We start from the raw sequence: 16271 nt of genomic DNA, 5'->3' as shown, positions 1-16271 counted from the left end.
AAGTTGCCTCTTTGTTGGCTGCACTCGCTCACCCCGGTCACATAGTTTGCTATGCTCCCGGGGATTCACTCCCTTGCCGTCGCGATGCATCTTGAAATCCATTGGGTATAAATATAATTACAGACATAACTATATTTCCAGTTTATATCGACACACCTATTTTTCTGAAAAATAGTCAGACACTAACTCAATTCCATTTTCATGCCAAAATACCTCGCTATGAATAACAGGGTATTCTGTCATACTGAATTAAGTAATAGATCTCTATTACCGCTTCCATTTACTCAGATATTGCCATGAGTACAGGAGTAAAATCAAAACGTTCATCCAATACAGACGCCACAGAGACATTAGACAAAGTGAGTTTTATTTCACTGCCTACTTTTAAACTAAAATTCGATATCACCATCGGATCTTTATCATTAAGAAATGCAGATAAACCCGTCATTTTTAAAACTTCATCGGTATCATTCTTAATATTAATTGAGATTTTGGTCTTTGATGCCATTGAACTATCTATCTGGCTAATTTTCTTCTTCATCTCTTTTGGTACGCTTATCACCAAGATATCTGCACCATTACCGTAAAGATGAATACCCTTAGTAGAACCAGTGATACTTGAATTCCCTACGCTTACAGGAACTTTAAAGTGAGCAAACGAATCCATACTTTTTCTGAAACATTCCACGTATTCCGCATTGGAAAAAATAGCCGGTACTTTTTCCTGAGTGTCTAACAAAGATTTTGATGGTTGTCTGGAATCTTTATAATCACCACAAGCACTGACTTCAACTAACAAATCAGATGTCACCGTTTTAACTTGTTCAGATAACAGTTGGTTAACAGATACCGAAGTACTGAGTTCTGTTTTACATCCCACCAAAGCAAAAGCCATAGCACTGCCCATAGCACTACAAAGAATCAATTTTCTCATCATTTCCTCAATTCAGATTTCCCCAATATAAAGTCTGATTATATTCAATAAATTTTCCATTTAATTTGACACATTGCATAAATAAATAATTACCATTTGCATTATACCTCCTTAGTCGAATGTAAATTTACCGTGAGTAAAACAGAGCAACATCAAAACTACGAGAAACTTACAACAAACCAAAACAAAAAAGGAAGTCTGTAACCATTTGTAAACTCATTAATGCGAAACGCTACGCAAATTTAAGCGATTGAAATCACATATCAACAACTTTTCTTGTTAATGAAAGGTAAATGAAAGGTTTTGTTATTACTAATTGAGTCAACCAGGTCTGTTTGTAGTGATTATATCTTACACGGGTATTGATGAGAGCCAATAAATGAAAATTATAACGATCAAGATGTTAGCGGCAACCGCTTTATTATTTAGCGCAAGCAGTGTTTTTGCTGCCAGTGCACCTAACCGGACCGAATGTATTGCGCCTGCAAAACCGGGGGGCGGGTTCGACCTGACCTGCAAGCTGGTCCAAGTTTCACTACTGGATACGAAAGAGATCAGCAAGCCTATGCGTGTCACTTTTATGCCCGGTGGTGTTGGCGCTGTCGCTTACAATGCTATCGTCGTACAACGACCTACTGAAGCGGGGACCATTGTCGCCTTCTCTGGCGGCTCTCTACTCAATTTGTCTCAGGGAAAATTTGGTCGCTATAACGTTAACGATGTTCGCTGGCTGGCAAGTGTTGGTACTGATTATGGGATGATCGCTGTCCGTGCCGATTCACCTTACCGTACCCTGAACGATTTGATGAATGCTTTTAAGGATAATCCCAACAGCATTGTATTTGGTGCTGGCGCTTCTATCGGTAGTCAGGACTGGATGAAAACCGCACTGCTGGCAAAAGAGGTTGGAATTGATCCTCACAAGATGCGTTATGTCGCATTTGAGGGAGGTGGTGAACCTATCACCGCCCTGCTGGGTAATCATATCCAGGCAGTTTCCGGTGATCTAAGCGAGATGGTACCTTACCTGAATGGAGACAAAATCCGGGTCCTGGCTGTTTATGCAGATAAACGACTGGATGGTGATTTAGCCAATATTCCTACTGCCAAAGAGCAAGGTTATGACCTGGTATGGCCGATTATCCGCGGATTTTACATGGGACCAAAAGTTTCTGACGAAGAGTATCAATGGTGGGTTGATACTTTTAATAAACTACAACAAACAGATGCTTTTAAAAAACAACGCGATATCCGTGGGTTGTTCGAATTCAACATGACCGGCAAAGAATTGGACCGCTATGTGAAAAAACAGGTTGAACAATATCGTGAACAAGCCAGAGCTTTTGGCTTAGCCAAATAACAGAGTCATTATCATGAGCGATCGTATCTTTGCTACTATCTGGTTAGTACTCTGTACTATTGGGATAGTTATTGGTTGGGGAATTCAGAGCGAATACACTTATGAACCCCTGGGGCCCAGACCTTTCCCAATGATCATTCTGTCTCTGATGGCACTCTGTGCTTTACTACTACTTTTCAAAAAACCGGAGCAAAGCAATTGGCCTAGTGCCCCCGTTATCCGTCGCCTAATGCTGTTGATTCTCTCTTTGGTTGTTTATGGTTGGTCATTCGAGTGGCTTGGTTTTCCTCTGGCTACAGCGCTGCTGACATTCAGTGTCGCGCTGTTGTTTAACGCAACACTGCCTGCCGCAATCATTTCCGGGGTGTTCCTTGGCGTCACGTTATATTTCGCCTTTGACCGCTTACTTGACGTAACCCTGCCTCTCGGTAGCTGGCTCAACTGACGGAGAACTTATGGAAACCTGGATGTATCTCAGTCAAGGTTTTGAAGTTGCAATGGTGCCGCAAAACCTGATTATTGCTTTAATTGGCTGTTTTGTCGGTACGATTGTTGGGCTGCTACCGGGGCTTGGGCCGATTAATGGTGTCGCGATTCTGCTGCCACTGGCTTTCGCTTTAAAACTGCCTGCTGAATCTGCCCTGATCTTATTGGCAACCGTTTATATCGGTTGTGAGTATGGTGGGCGTATATCATCGATTCTGCTGAATGTTCCCGGTGATGCCGCTGCCATTATGACCGCATTAGACGGTTATCCGATGGCCAAACAGGGCCGTGCAGGTGTGGCACTGTCTATTTCCGCGGTGAGTTCTTTCTGTGGTTCTTTGCTGGCAATTTTCGGCATTATTTTGTTTGCACCATTACTGGCGCAGTGGTCACTGGCTTTCGGCCCTGCTGAATATTTTGCACTTATGGTTTTTGCTATTGCTTGTCTGGGTAGCATGATGAGTCAGAATCCGCTGAAATCACTATTAGCAGCATTAATAGGATTGGGTCTGGCAACTGTCGGAGTAGACGCCAACACCGGGGTTTATCGTTTTACATTCGACAATGTTCATCTGTCAGATGGCATTCAATTTATTGTTGTGGTAATAGGTCTGTTTTCTGTCAGCGAAATTTTGCTGATGTTAGAGAGTACCTCCGCCGGCAAAACCATTATCCGCAAAACAGGCCGTCTGCTGTTCAATCGCAAGGAAGCGGCTGAATGCGCCATACCAACGCTTAGATCATCCTTTATCGGTTTCTTTGTCGGTATTTTGCCTGGTGCAGGAGCGACTATTGCTAGCGCAATTACCTACATGACTGAAAAGAAGCTCAGTGGGAATAGCGATTCATTTGGTAAAGGTGATATTCGCGGCGTAGCAGCACCAGAAGCGGCTAATAATGCTTCGGCCTGTGGCTCCTTTATTCCAATGCTAACATTAGGAGTACCAGGTTCAGGCACCACTGCCGTTATGATGGGGGCATTAACGCTCTATAATATTACGCCTGGGCCGGGAATGTTCACTGAACAGCCAGATATCGTCTGGGGGTTAATTGCGGCTTTATTGATTGCCAATATTATCCTACTGATTATGAATATCCCAATGATAGGTCTATTTACACGGATGCTCACTATCCCACTCTGGTTCCTTGTTCCAGCTATTGCTGCTGTTTCAGCGGTTGGTGTATATGCCATACACAGTACGACATTTGATCTTCTGTTGATGGTAGGGTTGGGTATTTTTGGCTACATTCTGAGGAAGATGAATTTCCCGATGTCGCCATTAATCCTCGGTTTCGTATTAGGAGAAATGCTGGAACAAAATTTACGTCGCGCACTTTCTATTAGTAATGGAGAATTTGGCATTCTGTGGAGCAGCACAATTACTCAGAGCTTATTGATACTTGCCGCTCTGGTTCTGATTACTCCACCAATATTAAGAATTATCCGTAAGCGCCGTATTCAGCAAATGGCTACTGAAAACAAAACGTAATAAATAAAAGCCTATAATATTACAAGATCATAATTATTATAGGCTTTCCTACCGTAACAGGAATATACTTCCATATTCACATTACATTTCATACACAATCAAAATTCAGCAAAACAGGTTTGAATTTATACTTATAAACGGATAACACAACACGCCAAGTTTGTTGCAACATTCATAGCAAAAATCACTTTACCAAAATACTATCTTTACCAAATAGGTGATTCAAAACTCCCAATAACTATTAAATAGTTATTAAATAGTTATTAAATAGTATTGAGTATTCAACATTGTTAACAATGGCTTTTTCTGTTGAAACAGACAAGATACGAACAACATACAAAAACAGGAACATACACACAAAGGTGACTCGCTACACGCGGTCACCTAAGATGCATTAAATAACGACCATTGTTGTTTGGACACGATCGAAATAGACTCTGATGAGGAAAATTAAGCTGAATACTTGCTCATCACCAAAGAAGCATTAGTACCACCGAAACCAAAACTATTGGACATCACCGTATTCAACTTTTGCTCAGTAGGTTTAGTGATGATATTCATGCCTACCGCTTTATCATCAAGATCTTCAATGTTAATGCTTGGTGCAATAAAACCATGCTCTAACATCAGTAGGCTATAAATCGCTTCGTGTACACCAGCAGCCCCCAGTGAATGGCCAGTCATCGCTTTTGTTGCAGAAATTGCCGGTGTTGTATCACCAAAAACTTCCCTGATCGCCTCCAACTCTTTCACATCACCCGCAGGAGTAGATGTACCATGCGTGTTCACATAATCAATGGAACCTTTCACACCTTGCAGTGCCATATTCATACAACGAACCGCACCTTCGCCAGATGGAACAACCATATCTGCGCCATCAGATGTTGCTCCATAACCAACAATTTCAGCGTATATGTGTGCGCCACGTGCCAATGCATGCTCTAATTCTTCCACAACAACAATACCGCCACCGCCAGCAATAACAAAACCATCACGGCTCTTATCGTAAGTACGGGACGCTTTTTCTGGCATTTCGTTGTATTTCGTTGAAAGTGCACCCATTGCATCAAATTCACAACTCATTTCCCAGCAGAGTTCTTCACCACCACCGGCAAAAACAATATCCTGTTTTCCTAACTGAATAAGTTCAGCTGCATGGCCTATGCAATGGGCAGAAGTAGAGCATGCAGAACTGATAGAGTAGTTTACCCCTTTGATTTTAAACGGAGTTGCAAGGCAAGCTGACACACCGGAAGCCATTGAGCGGGTTACCATATAAGGTCCCACACCACGCAAACCACGAGTACGCATCCCATCAGCACCCGCAACCTGGTTATACGGGGAACCACCACCAGAACCCACTACCAATCCGCTACGAATATTGGAAACCTGATCATCAGCTAGGCCAGAATCTTTAATTGCCTCTTCCATCGCCAGATAAGCATAAACAGAGGCATCGCTCATGAAACGCTGAATTTTTCGGTCTATTAATCCGGAAGTATCCAGTTTTACATTACCCCAGACATGGCTTCTCATTCCTATCTCTTTGAATTTTCCAGAAAAAGTTATTCCGGAGCGGCCTTCTTTCAGAGATGCCAGTACTTCTTTCTGATTATTACCAATGCTGGAAACAATACCCAAGCCAGTGATCACTACACGCTTCATTAAATACCTCATTAAATATGTTTATCTGCTGGATTTCCATCTATAGCTATGTAGCACTTTAGCGTACACTTGTACGCTGAACAAGTCCGATCAGGATAAAATTACGAAGAAAAATTCATCTTTCTAAAAATCCCAATATGCTTTCAAATCAAAGCAACTATTAACTTTCATAGAACACAATAAAGAGATTCAGATTTCAATAGATGAAAATAAATTTCAGATAGGAATTATTCTGTTAAACAATAAGATCGAAAAATACTCGTAATTTCCATCAAAAACTTAGTCTAAGGCTAATAATATCAATGCAATACATATGAACTTATCAATCATCCGGATAATGATTAGTAGCCTTATATTTATATAGCAGTTGCTATACTTGCTATTTTATTAAATTTCTTGTTAATTAGAAACAAATTTAATAACTGAGACTAATAAGGATGAATAAAATTTTCATGAAATGAATCAATCCCTATGTTATATTACTGGCTGAATTACATAAAATACCTAAACTTACAGCAACAAATGTTTTAGAACAGAAAATTTTCTGATTTTATCAACCGATAAAGCCATTATTCACACAAAAAATAATGGTAATTATGCTATGTCATATGCAAATGGTCGGTTCATTGTAAGACCTAAGTAACTTTACCCAATAATCCTAATGGGGGTTAATAATGAGAGGACTTGGTTATCTTCTACTGAGCGTTGGTATCATATGGATCTTAGTAGCTTTTAATATGGACATAAATATTTTATCACAATACAGCAACAAATTTAACAAAATTGAACCAATTGCTTCACAACAAAATCATATCCTAATTGGCGCATTCATCACGCTTTATGGACTAATTATGATTATATCCAGTAAAAATCAGCGATTATTAGAATCAATATACAGAAGTTATACTAAGGAGATTGCCGGGTTCAATTCAGAAGAAGTATTCATACCTACACCTATGCAAAATTCAGATTACTTAAAACGGGCTAATAATTACCGCCATTATGATTTTATCGACAAATATTCAAATACCCTTGAAAAGAGAGTAGTTGAATTTTGTAAGTTATGCTCATCCTATATTGAAGAAGTAAATCATAATGGCGGTGATAAAGAAGCAGCCAAGCGTAAAGTGATATCAATGATTGATACGATTTCCTCACATTTAAAAAAGAGGCAATCAGAAGAATTTAAAAAATTATGTGGATTTCACATTCATTTATAAATGCAAACCCTTTTTTGCTGAACTGCACCCCAAAAGTTGGACACCAACTGATTAAGGTGCAATTTTATGAAGAGCGCTTATTCATAATAAAAGCCAGACAAGTGGTTGATTATCTAAAGCAGTATAAAAAAATATTCTTGTATCATGAGACTATTTATATATTGATTTATACCCGTTATCTTTCAAGTTGCCTCTTTGTTGGCTGCACTCGCTCACCCCGGTCACATAGTTTGCTATGCTCCCGGGGATTCACTCCCTTGCCGTCTCGATGCATCTTGAAATCCATTGGGTATATAAAGATAAAAGAGAAATAAATGAGAATATCAATGGACTCATCAGTCAATACTTTCCAAAAATAACAGACTTTAATAAAGTCTCTAACCGAGAGATAAATTTTTCATAAACCGATTAAATAATCGCCCCTGAAAATTTGGGATGGCAAAACCGTACACGCCGCAAGCAAGGCTCAACACTTTTCCACTCTTTTCTTCTGCCAGGTGGTACATCAACCCCAACCTCGCTAAAATCGCATTATTATCAGTAATATTACAGGCATTACCGTGAAAAATTCTGTTATCTGTACCGCAACCCTAAGTTGGAATGATCAAGGTACTCCGGTTTCAACACAGTTTGATGACGTTTACTTCTCAAATCAAGATGGGCTGGAAGAAACCCGTTATGTATTTCTCAACGGTAACCGCTTCCCCCAACGATTCAGCACTCATTCCCGTTCTAACTGTGTAATCGCGGAAACCGGCTTCGGAACGGGATTAAATTTTCTGACGCTCTGGCAATCATTTGATGCATTTCGACAGCAAAATCCTGATGCCCCATTGAAGCGTCTACATTTCATCAGTTTCGAGAAGTATCCACTGAAAACCAACGAGTTAAAAGCCACTCATCAACGCTGGCCTGAGCTTGAAATTTTTTCTCAGCAACTCTGTCAGCAATGGCCTCAACCACTAGCAGGCTGTCACCGATTGATTATGGCAAACGGAACCGTCACACTGGATTTATGGTTTGGTGACGTCAATGATCTGTTGCCAACAATGGATTCCAGTCTTCACAGCAAAATAGATGCTTGGTTTTTAGATGGCTTTGCTCCTGCCAAAAACCCGCAAATGTGGGGTGAACAGTTGTTTGCTGCAATGGCACAATTTGCTCATCCAGAAGGCACTTTTGCAACCTTTACTTCTGCGGGTATCGTCCGTCGTGGTTTACAACAAGCCGGTTTTAATGTCAGTAAAGTCAAAGGATTTGGCCGCAAAAGAGAAATGCTGACTGGGGTTTTAGCAACTCATAAATATCAGCCATTACCTGCACCTTGGTTTGCCCGGCCGTCAGCAAGCCACACCAATGATATCGCCATTATCGGCGGCGGGATTGCCAGTATTTTCACCGCACTCGCGCTACTGCGTCGTGGAGCGCAGGTGACTCTTTACTGTCAGGATACAACCTCGGCACAAGGTGCATCCGGTAATCGCCAAGGAGCACTTTACCCATTACTTAACGGTAATAATAACGAACTCGAAAAATTCTTTACCGCGGCATTTACCTTTGCCCGCCGCCAGTATGAGCAGCTATCAGCGCAAGGAATTGATTTCGACCACCAATGGTGTGGTGTCAGCCAACTTGCTTATGATGAAAAAAGTAGCAAGAAAATTGAGAAAATGCTGGCAACAGAATGGCCGAATGAACTCGCCATCGGCATGAATTGTCATCAGTTGAGTGAAAAATGTGGGCTGGATATTCATCACCACGGCATTCACTATCCACAAGGCGGATGGATATGCCCGGCTGAACTCACCAAAACGGCAACCGAATTAGCCCAACAGCAAGGCATGCTCTGTCGCTTAAATCATCAAGTTACCGCGCTTAATCACAACCAACATGGTTGGCAACTGCATTTGATGCATCAAGGACAACCGTTAAATGTACAGCATAAAACGGTAATTATCGCCAACGGTCATCATCTACCCCAATTTGAACAAACTGAGAAACTGCCGGTAACTGCTGTTCGTGGTCAAGTCAGCCATATTCCAACGACAACTGATCTGAGCCAATTGCAAAATGTACTTTGCTACGATGGTTATATAACACCGTCTAATCCAGCCAATCAACACCATTGTATCGGCGCCAGTTATCAGCGTCATCGGCTTGATAGTGAATATTCTGAAATAGAACAACAGGAGAACCGAGATCGATTGCTGAAATGTTTACCTGATGCCGAATGGGTAAATCAGGTTGATGTTTCTGCTAAACAATCCCGTCAAGGTATTCGCTGCGCTATTCGTGATCATATGCCAATGGTGGGAAATGTGCCGAATCTCAATGAAATAATGGCAGATTATCAAGATCTGCCAGAACAAATCCGTACAAAGGCCCCCATCACAGATGCACCTTGTTATTCCAATCTGTTTGTTATCGGGGCATTAGGTTCTCGTGGATTATGCTCTGCGCCACTCAGTGCAGAAATCCTTGCAGGGCAGATCTTTGATGAGCCATTACCACTGGATAATGAAACACTGGCAGCTCTTCATCCAAATCGTTTTTGGATCAGAAAACTACTGAAAGGCCGTAAAGTGAAAATTGAAAAGCCATTAAGGAACTGTACCGCCAAGCGTTAGATATTCATATGAATTTTGGTAATATCATTTAATGTATCCTAACGCTTGCACATAGCTCTCAAATGAGATACATAATGGAATCTGATAGACGGAGGATAAAAAAATGGCTACTCAAACATCAATGCTGCACGTTCGTGTAGACGACAAACTCAAGACCGATGCGACAAAAACGCTCGCTAATTTAGGCCTAACCATATCTGATGCTGTACGCATCCTGCTAACCCGTGTCGCCAGAGATGGTGCATTACCCGCTGGTTTCACCGCTGATACGGAAACTTACGACGCTTGGTTTTTCGCTAAAGTGCAAGAAGCGCTCGACGATACGCGCCAATCAGTCCCACATCAGCAAGTAATGGATGAAGCGCAAGAATTAATTGAAAGGAAACTTCGTGCTAACTCTTGAATGGAGGGAAACAGCCAGAGCTGATTTGTTGATAATTATTGATTACATATCTGACGATAATCCCCATGCAGCTCAACAGTTAAAAAACGAAATAGAGAATAAGGTGGCAACATTACCAGAACGCCCGCAACTTTACCGACCAGGCCGCATTCCCGGCACGCGGGAGATGGTTGTCCGAGCCAACTATGTAGTTATGTAGTGGTGTATGCCGAAACAACCCACACGGTGGTTATCCTACGGGTACTACATACCTCACGACAATGGCCACCATCAAACGAGATAAAGTAAAACATAGAAAGAATAAAAATCGCTATTGAGCCTCTGATTCTGGCGAACTGCACCGCCAAGCGTTAGATATTCATATGAATTTTGGTAGCACAGTTCGTTTTCTGCCCTTTAATAAAATTATTCAGCTTTGGCATTATCCAGCAGGCGCTGCCAGGTATTAAGAACAAGAACCTGATCTGGTGGTGCCAATTCTCCCGCTTTAATCGCATTTTGGATACTTTCTTCAACACGATCATGAAGCTGTTCAGCCGTATGCGCACCTTCCTGCTCCAATTCTGCTACCGCTAAAGTGAGATGCCCGCGGAGATAACCACCAGCAAACAATTCATCATCACTGGCATGATCTACCATGTCATCGATTTGCGCCAAAATGCGCGTTTCAAACTCAGCAAGCATTATTTTTCCTTAAATTCAATTTCATTCTACGAACATATCTTCCGGATAAGGGAAATGTTCTGCTTTCAATGGGGGCGTATTGTAGAACGAGTGCAATCCCTGAATAAAGCACTCTGCTCTTGCAGGTATACCCTGCGCCAAATAGTCTATGATCTGAGCATGAACTTTACGCTGAAAAACTAATCTGTCAGGTTCAAAATCCCCTTCAAGGTTGTCACAACTGACATTAAACGGAAAACCTGCCGCAGTACAAAACAACCAATCAAGTGCCTGTGGTTTAATTTCTACTTTTTCAAATTCACTTTGCGTCTGTGCATCACGCCCATCCGGGCAATACCAATAACCAAAATCCACTAGCTTACGACGCTCTTTACCCGCAATGCACCAATGAGCAATTTCATGTAATGCACTGGCATAGAAACCATGAGCAAACACAATCCGGTTATAGGGAACCTCTTCATCTGCCGGCAGATAAATAGGTTCATTATCGCCTTTAACCAAACGAGTGTTGTATTCATCACCAAAACAGCGATTAAAAATATCAATAAGTTGTTGATAGTTATGCGTTATCATGAATTAAAAACAAGATCCTGAATCAAAAATAAAATGCTAGCCAGCTACGGATCGTATCGCCGTGATTATCATTCAGTAACTTAATACTTATCAAAAAAGAGATAATGACAATCATAGGGCGAATCAATTTTTGCCCATGAGTCAAAACCAAACTTGCGCCTAACCGTGCGCCAATCACCTGCCCTGCCAACATCACAAGGCCCAATATCCACAAAACTTGACCGCCAAGGATAAAAAGCGCCAGTGAACCTATATTAGAAGCAAAGTTCAGTACCTTAGCATGCGCGGTGGATTTTGCCAGGTTATAGCCGCACAACACAACATAAGCTAATGCATAAAATGAGCCAACACCGGGACCAAATATGCCGTCATATAAACCAAGCCCACTCCCGATAAACAAGGCAAAGGCCACAGGCGTCAAGCGACGATGGCTATCTTCCATACCAATGGCTGGCGTCAAAAGGAAATAAAGACCAATGATAATGACCAGAACCGGTAATAGCTGACAGAGAAAATCTGGCTTTATAAACTGGACAATAATCGCACCAGCCATTGAGCCAAGTAATGTCATCAGTATGGCAAAGCGTTGAGATTTGAGATCAACCTCACCGTAACGAACAAAATAGAGGCTGGCAGAGAAGGAGCCTCCCACTGCCTGCAACTTGTTGGTCGCCAACGCCTGCACCGGAGAGACACCAACGGATAACAGCGCCGGGATGGTCAATAGACCGCCACCACCAGAAATCGAGTCAATAAATCCAGCCATCACTGCAACCAGAAAGAGCAGAACGTAAACTTCCGCACTTAATGACAATAACCAGTCCATATTTCATCCCATCAAAAGAAACCGCTTATCAACATTAAGCTACCCATTTCAGTCTCTGGGATTTTCAAGGCTAGCTTCATTCTCAAATTCACCAGCGAGGAAGGCTGGATTCTACATCAGCACACTGCGCTCGCTGGCGTAACAGGTGATCCATCAGCACAATCGCCATCATAGCTTCTGCAATTGGTACAGCACGGATACCAACACAAGGATCATGGCGACCACGAGTGACCATTTCCACTTCTTCACCCTGACGGTTAATCGTTTTGCCAGGCACCATGATGCTAGAAGTTGGCTTCAACGCAATATGAGCAACAATTGGCTGGCTACTGCTAATACCCCCCAGAATTCCTCCCGCATGATTACTGGTGAATCCCCGAGCAGTTATTTCATCTCTGTTTTCGCTGCCACGTAAATTGATAACACCAAAACCATCACCAATTTCAACACCTTTTACTGAATTAATACTCATCAGCGCATGAGCAATATCAGCATCAAGGCGATCGAAAACCGGTTCTCCCAAACCAGCAGGAACATTTTCCGCGACCACTGTCACTTTCGCGCCAATAGAATCGCCCGCCTTTTTCAGTTCACGCATCAGGGCATCAAGTTGTTCAAGCTTGGTTTCATCAGGACTGAAAAATGGGTTTTGTTCCACCTGTTCCCAATCTTTCAATTGGCAATGGATATTACCCATTTGGGTCAAGCAAGCACGGACACGAATGCCATATTTATCCAGCAAATATTTTTTCGCTATTGCACCTGCCGCAACACGCATTGCCGTTTCGCGAGCAGAAGAGCGGCCACCACCACGATAGTCGCGGATACCGTATTTCTGTTCATAAGTGTAATCGGCATGGCCTGGACGAAATACATCTTTAATAGCGCTGTAATCCTGAGAACGCTGGTCAGTATTTTCAATGAGTAAACCGATACTGGTGCCAGTAGTTACCCCTTCAAATACACCAGAAAGAATGCGAACCTGATCCGACTCACGGCGCTGCGTTGTATAACGGGAAGTTCCCGGACGACGCCTATCTAAATCAACTTGCAGATCAGCTTCTGTGATTGCAATGCCCGGTGGCACACCATCGACAATACATCCCAACGCCAAACCGTGAGATTCGCCAAAAGTGGTGACCCGGAAAAATTGCCCGATACTATTTCCCGCCATCCCAATTCCTTCCTGTTAACCGTTCTTTTTATTTAACTCTGCCCGTTTTGCATTATTATTACCGCAGCTACAGCCTATTCAATTATTCAATCTTTGAATAAGCGAAAATGTTCGTGATGTTCAACCAACTGTTGACGTGTCAACATAAATACGCCATCACCACCATATTCAAATTCCAACCAAGTAAATGGCACATCAGGATATTGTCCAATCAAATGCACCATACTGTTACCAACCTCACAAATCAATACACCTCGTTCAGTGAGAAAATTTGGCGCAGTTGCCAGAATACGGCGTGCCAGTTTCAAACCATCCGAACCCGCCGCCAAACCCAGCTCAGGCTCACGGCGAAACTCTTCCGGCAAGTCGCTCATATCCTCGGCATCAACATAAGGCGGGTTCGTGACAATAAGATCGTATTTAACCGGTGGCATATCGCGGAACAGATCAGAACGAATCGGAATGACCCGGTGGTCAAGGCTGTGATTCTGAATATTCTGTTCAGTCACGGCCAGCACATCTGCGGAAATATCCACCGCATCTACTTCTGCTTCCGGGAAAGCATATGCACAAGCAATGGCAATACAACCACTACCCGTGCAGAGATCGAGGATATTGGCGGGCTGCTCAGGGATCAATCCTGCAAATTCATTATTAATTAATTCACCAATCGGTGAACGTGGAACCAAAACCCGTTCATCAACATAAAATTCATGACCACAAAACCAAGCTCTGTTAGTCAAATAAGCAACTGGAATACGCTCATTAATACGGCGCAGTACCCGTTCAACAATACGATGACGTTCAGTTGATGTCAGTCGCGTGGTTAGCATCTCTTGTGGGATATCCAACGGCAAAAACAGTGATGGAAGAACCAGTTGCAGTGCCTCATCCCAGGGATTGTCTGTGCCGTGCCCGTAATAAATATTCGCCGCATTAAACCGGCTAACAGACCAGCGCAACATATCCTGAATGGTATATAACTCAGCTACTGCCTCATCGATAAAAATCTTGTCCAAAAGCGCCTCCAACCCTGCAAATTCATTAGCCTGCTAGTTTGCCACGATCATTGAGACAAATCAGCTTTATATCAGGTTAATGATATAGAATTTTAAGTACTAATGTTAAGCGAACAATGAATTAAGGAATGACAACTAAAAAGGCAACCCAGATATTTTATCGTAGATTTTTAATTAATTTTCGATGCAAACCGTCTTATTCAACAACAAGACGGTTTGGTTTCTATACCCGTCATCTTTCAAGTTGCCTCTTTGTTGGCTACACTCACTCACCCCGGTCACATAGTTATCTATGCTTCCGGGGATTCGCTCCCTTGCCGTCGCGACGCATCTTGAAATCCATAGGTATACCTATTTAACACCGCGTTTCTTTGGCTGATTGAGCGCTCACAATAATGACATTTTTTCGTATCCATAAATAATAGGCGGATATTAACAGCGCGATCCATACACCTCCCACATAGAACGCAATTCGTGTCGCAGGGAAGTAACTGAGAACAGCAATAATAAATATCATAAACACGATGGTCAAAATCGGCGCAACAGGCCACATCGGTACTGGGAATTGTAATTTTTGTGCTTCTCCCGGTGACATTTTTCTGCGCATAGCAAATTGAGATAGCAAAATCATTAACCAGACCCACACAGTGGCAAAAGTCGCAATCGAAGCAACAATGACAAATACCTGTTTAGGCAGCAAATAATTGAGAACCACAGCACACAATAACGCCAGTGTCATAACCATGATCGTCACCCAAGGCACGCCGTTACGGCTTAAATGCATAAATTTTTTATGGGCTAATCCTTTCTCCGCCATACCATACATCATACGACCGGCACCAAAAATATCGCTGTTAATGGCCGAAATTGCCGCCGTAATGACGATAATATTCAGAATATTCGCCGCCGAACCAATGCCTAATCCCTGAAATATTGCGACAAATGGACTACCTTCTTGGCCGATGCTGTTCCAAGGGTAAATCGCCATTAATACAAAAATAGTGAGTACATAAAACAGAAGAATGCGAAACGGGATAGAGTTAATCGCTTGCGGGATCACTTTCGCCGGATTTTTAGCTTCACTGGATGTAATACCAATGATTTCAATACCACCAAAAGCAAACATCACAACAGCCAGAGACTCAATAATGCCCCCCAACCCATTAGGCATAAATCCCCCGTGTTGCCACAGATTTTGAACCCCCGTTGCCTGAAAATGGCCGCTAAAACCAAACAGAATAATACAGGTTCCGGCAATAATCATGGCGCTGATTGCAGCAACTTTCAGAATCGATAACCAGAATTCCATTTCGCCAAATACTTTGACTTTACAAAGATTGAGCGCGCCAATAATGAAAATAATGCTAAGTACCCATATCCAACGCGGCACTTCCGGGTACCATAGCCCCATATAAATGCCAAAAGCAGTCACATCCGCCAGACAAACGATGATCATTTCGAAAGTATAAGTCCAGCCGGTAATAAATCCGGGTAACGGGCCTAAATATTGATGAGCGTAACTGGCGAAAGAGCCGGCATCCGGTCTGTAGACCGCCATTTCTCCTAAAGCACGCATAACCATAAAGACAGCAGCACCGCCCACTAAATAAGCTAACAATACCGCCGGACCGGCCATGTTTATTGCTTCAGCAGAACCATAAAAAAGACCTGTACCAATCGCAGAACCCAACGCCATAAACCGGATATGGCGTGCGTTGAGTCCTCGCTCTAGTTGTAATGAAGCTTGCATGATTTACCCTCTTATCTTTTATTATTGGGTTTTATGAGAAAGATAAATGTGACAATCAGG

General features: G+C 42.4%; 15 protein-coding genes and 1 pseudogene. 8 read left to right on the top strand and 8 right to left on the bottom strand.

What is annotated here, in order from left to right; genetic code table 11:
- Positions 1-280: 280 nt before the first annotated feature.
- Positions 281-937: a hypothetical protein gene (locus ACGF5R_RS09070; protein ID WP_112876279.1), complete on the bottom strand. Its 657-nt coding sequence runs from the start codon at positions 935-937 to the stop codon at positions 281-283.
- Positions 938-1313: 376 nt separating this feature from the next.
- On the opposite strand from ACGF5R_RS09070, the gene ACGF5R_RS09065 reads away from it, so the two are divergent.
- From ACGF5R_RS09065 to ACGF5R_RS09055, 3 genes are read left to right on the top strand one after another with little or no spacing between them, the layout of a single operon-like run.
- Positions 1314-2294 carry a tripartite tricarboxylate transporter substrate binding protein gene (locus tag ACGF5R_RS09065; protein WP_112876280.1) on the top strand — a complete coding sequence of 327 codons (981 nt, stop codon included), beginning with the start codon at positions 1314-1316 and terminating at the stop codon, positions 2292-2294.
- Positions 2295-2307: 13 nt separating this feature from the next.
- Positions 2308-2739: a tripartite tricarboxylate transporter TctB family protein gene (locus tag ACGF5R_RS09060; RefSeq protein WP_112876281.1), complete on the top strand. Its 432-nt coding sequence runs from the start codon at positions 2308-2310 to the stop codon at positions 2737-2739.
- 10 nt (positions 2740-2749) lie between these two features.
- Positions 2750-4270 (top strand): tripartite tricarboxylate transporter permease, encoded by a 1521-nt coding sequence (locus ACGF5R_RS09055; RefSeq protein WP_112876282.1) that lies wholly within the window; start codon positions 2750-2752, stop codon positions 4268-4270.
- Positions 4271-4720: 450 nt separating this feature from the next.
- Here ACGF5R_RS09055 and fabB read toward each other — a convergent pair whose 3' ends face one another.
- A complete protein-coding gene (fabB, locus tag ACGF5R_RS09050; protein WP_112876283.1) occupies positions 4721-5935 on the bottom strand; it encodes a beta-ketoacyl-ACP synthase I in 1215 nt (404 codons plus the stop codon).
- 674 nt (positions 5936-6609) lie between these two features.
- Between fabB and ACGF5R_RS09045 the strand changes: the two genes are divergently transcribed.
- The 5 genes and pseudogenes from ACGF5R_RS09045 (at position 6610) to ACGF5R_RS09025 (ending at position 10384) form a co-directional block, all read left to right on the top strand.
- Complete coding sequence (locus ACGF5R_RS09045; RefSeq protein ID WP_112876284.1) at positions 6610-7155, top strand: hypothetical protein; 546 nt, start codon at positions 6610-6612, stop codon at positions 7153-7155.
- A 301-nt stretch (positions 7156-7456) separates the two neighbouring features.
- A pseudogene (locus ACGF5R_RS09040) lies at positions 7457-7578 on the top strand (IS30 family transposase); the annotation flags it as partial.
- A gap of 137 nt (positions 7579-7715) precedes the next feature.
- Positions 7716-9782, top strand: a complete 2067-nt coding sequence (mnmC, locus tag ACGF5R_RS09035) for a bifunctional tRNA (5-methylaminomethyl-2-thiouridine)(34)-methyltransferase MnmD/FAD-dependent 5-carboxymethylaminomethyl-2-thiouridine(34) oxidoreductase MnmC (RefSeq protein ID WP_112876285.1) — start codon at positions 7716-7718, stop codon at positions 9780-9782.
- 103 nt (positions 9783-9885) lie between these two features.
- Complete coding sequence (locus tag ACGF5R_RS09030) at positions 9886-10185, top strand: type II toxin-antitoxin system RelB/DinJ family antitoxin (protein ID WP_112876286.1); 300 nt, start codon at positions 9886-9888, stop codon at positions 10183-10185.
- Positions 10172-10384, top strand: coding sequence for a type II toxin-antitoxin system RelE/ParE family toxin (locus tag ACGF5R_RS09025; RefSeq protein WP_262981438.1), 213 nt, complete (start codon positions 10172-10174; stop codon positions 10382-10384). Before ACGF5R_RS09030 ends, ACGF5R_RS09025 begins: the two co-directional genes overlap by 14 nt.
- A 206-nt stretch (positions 10385-10590) precedes the next feature.
- Here the strand turns inward: ACGF5R_RS09025 and ACGF5R_RS09020 are convergent, their stop codons facing one another.
- From ACGF5R_RS09020 to ACGF5R_RS08995, 6 genes are all read right to left on the bottom strand, one after another.
- The gene (locus tag ACGF5R_RS09020) at positions 10591-10869 is read right to left on the bottom strand and encodes a YfcL family protein (protein WP_387690529.1); all 279 of its coding nucleotides are present in this window, start codon (positions 10867-10869) and stop codon (positions 10591-10593) included.
- A 21-nt stretch (positions 10870-10890) separates the two neighbouring features.
- The gene (locus ACGF5R_RS09015; RefSeq protein ID WP_112876289.1) at positions 10891-11442 is read right to left on the bottom strand and encodes an elongation factor P hydroxylase; all 552 of its coding nucleotides are present in this window, start codon (positions 11440-11442) and stop codon (positions 10891-10893) included.
- A 22-nt stretch (positions 11443-11464) separates the two neighbouring features.
- Positions 11465-12268, bottom strand: coding sequence for a sulfite exporter TauE/SafE family protein (locus ACGF5R_RS09010; RefSeq protein ID WP_112876290.1), 804 nt, complete (start codon positions 12266-12268; stop codon positions 11465-11467).
- 88 nt (positions 12269-12356) lie between these two features.
- Complete coding sequence (gene aroC, locus ACGF5R_RS09005) at positions 12357-13442, bottom strand: chorismate synthase (RefSeq protein WP_112876291.1); 1086 nt, start codon at positions 13440-13442, stop codon at positions 12357-12359.
- Positions 13443-13528: 86 nt separating this feature from the next.
- On the bottom strand, positions 13529-14461 hold the full coding sequence (prmB, locus tag ACGF5R_RS09000; protein WP_112876292.1) for a 50S ribosomal protein L3 N(5)-glutamine methyltransferase: 933 nt from the start codon (positions 14459-14461) through the stop codon (positions 13529-13531).
- 355 nt (positions 14462-14816) lie between these two features.
- The gene (locus ACGF5R_RS08995; protein WP_262981442.1) at positions 14817-16211 is read right to left on the bottom strand and encodes an amino acid permease; all 1395 of its coding nucleotides are present in this window, start codon (positions 16209-16211) and stop codon (positions 14817-14819) included.
- Between the last annotated feature and the right edge of the window lie 60 nt (positions 16212-16271).

Origin of the sequence: Photorhabdus sp. RM71S (assembly GCF_042879355.1) — a bacterium.
In the GTDB taxonomy this organism is placed as follows: Bacteria; Pseudomonadota; Gammaproteobacteria; order Enterobacterales; family Enterobacteriaceae; genus Photorhabdus; species Photorhabdus kayaii.
This window is presented reverse-complemented; position numbering and strand designations above follow the sequence as displayed.

Bases quoted from the DNA above. Each gene is read 5' to 3' on its own strand.
- ACGF5R_RS09070 (WP_112876279.1), bottom strand. From the start codon at position 937: ATGATGAGAAAATTGATTCTTTGTAGTGCTATGGGCAGTGCTATGGCT.
- ACGF5R_RS09065 (WP_112876280.1), top strand. From the start codon at position 1,314: ATGAAAATTATAACGATCAAGATGTTAGCGGCAACCGCTTTATTATTT.
- ACGF5R_RS09060 (WP_112876281.1), top strand. From the start codon at position 2,308: ATGAGCGATCGTATCTTTGCTACTATCTGGTTAGTACTCTGTACTATT.
- ACGF5R_RS09055 (WP_112876282.1), top strand. From the start codon at position 2,750: ATGGAAACCTGGATGTATCTCAGTCAAGGTTTTGAAGTTGCAATGGTG.
- fabB (WP_112876283.1), bottom strand. From the start codon at position 5,935: ATGAAGCGTGTAGTGATCACTGGCTTGGGTATTGTTTCCAGCATTGGT.
- ACGF5R_RS09045 (WP_112876284.1), top strand. From the start codon at position 6,610: ATGAGAGGACTTGGTTATCTTCTACTGAGCGTTGGTATCATATGGATC.
- ACGF5R_RS09030 (WP_112876286.1), top strand. From the start codon at position 9,886: ATGGCTACTCAAACATCAATGCTGCACGTTCGTGTAGACGACAAACTC.
- ACGF5R_RS09020 (WP_387690529.1), bottom strand. From the start codon at position 10,869: ATGCTTGCTGAGTTTGAAACGCGCATTTTGGCGCAAATCGATGACATG.
- ACGF5R_RS09015 (WP_112876289.1), bottom strand. From the start codon at position 11,442: ATGATAACGCATAACTATCAACAACTTATTGATATTTTTAATCGCTGT.
- ACGF5R_RS09010 (WP_112876290.1), bottom strand. From the start codon at position 12,268: ATGGACTGGTTATTGTCATTAAGTGCGGAAGTTTACGTTCTGCTCTTT.
- aroC (WP_112876291.1), bottom strand. From the start codon at position 13,442: ATGGCGGGAAATAGTATCGGGCAATTTTTCCGGGTCACCACTTTTGGC.
- ACGF5R_RS08995 (WP_262981442.1), bottom strand. From the start codon at position 16,211: ATGCAAGCTTCATTACAACTAGAGCGAGGACTCAACGCACGCCATATC.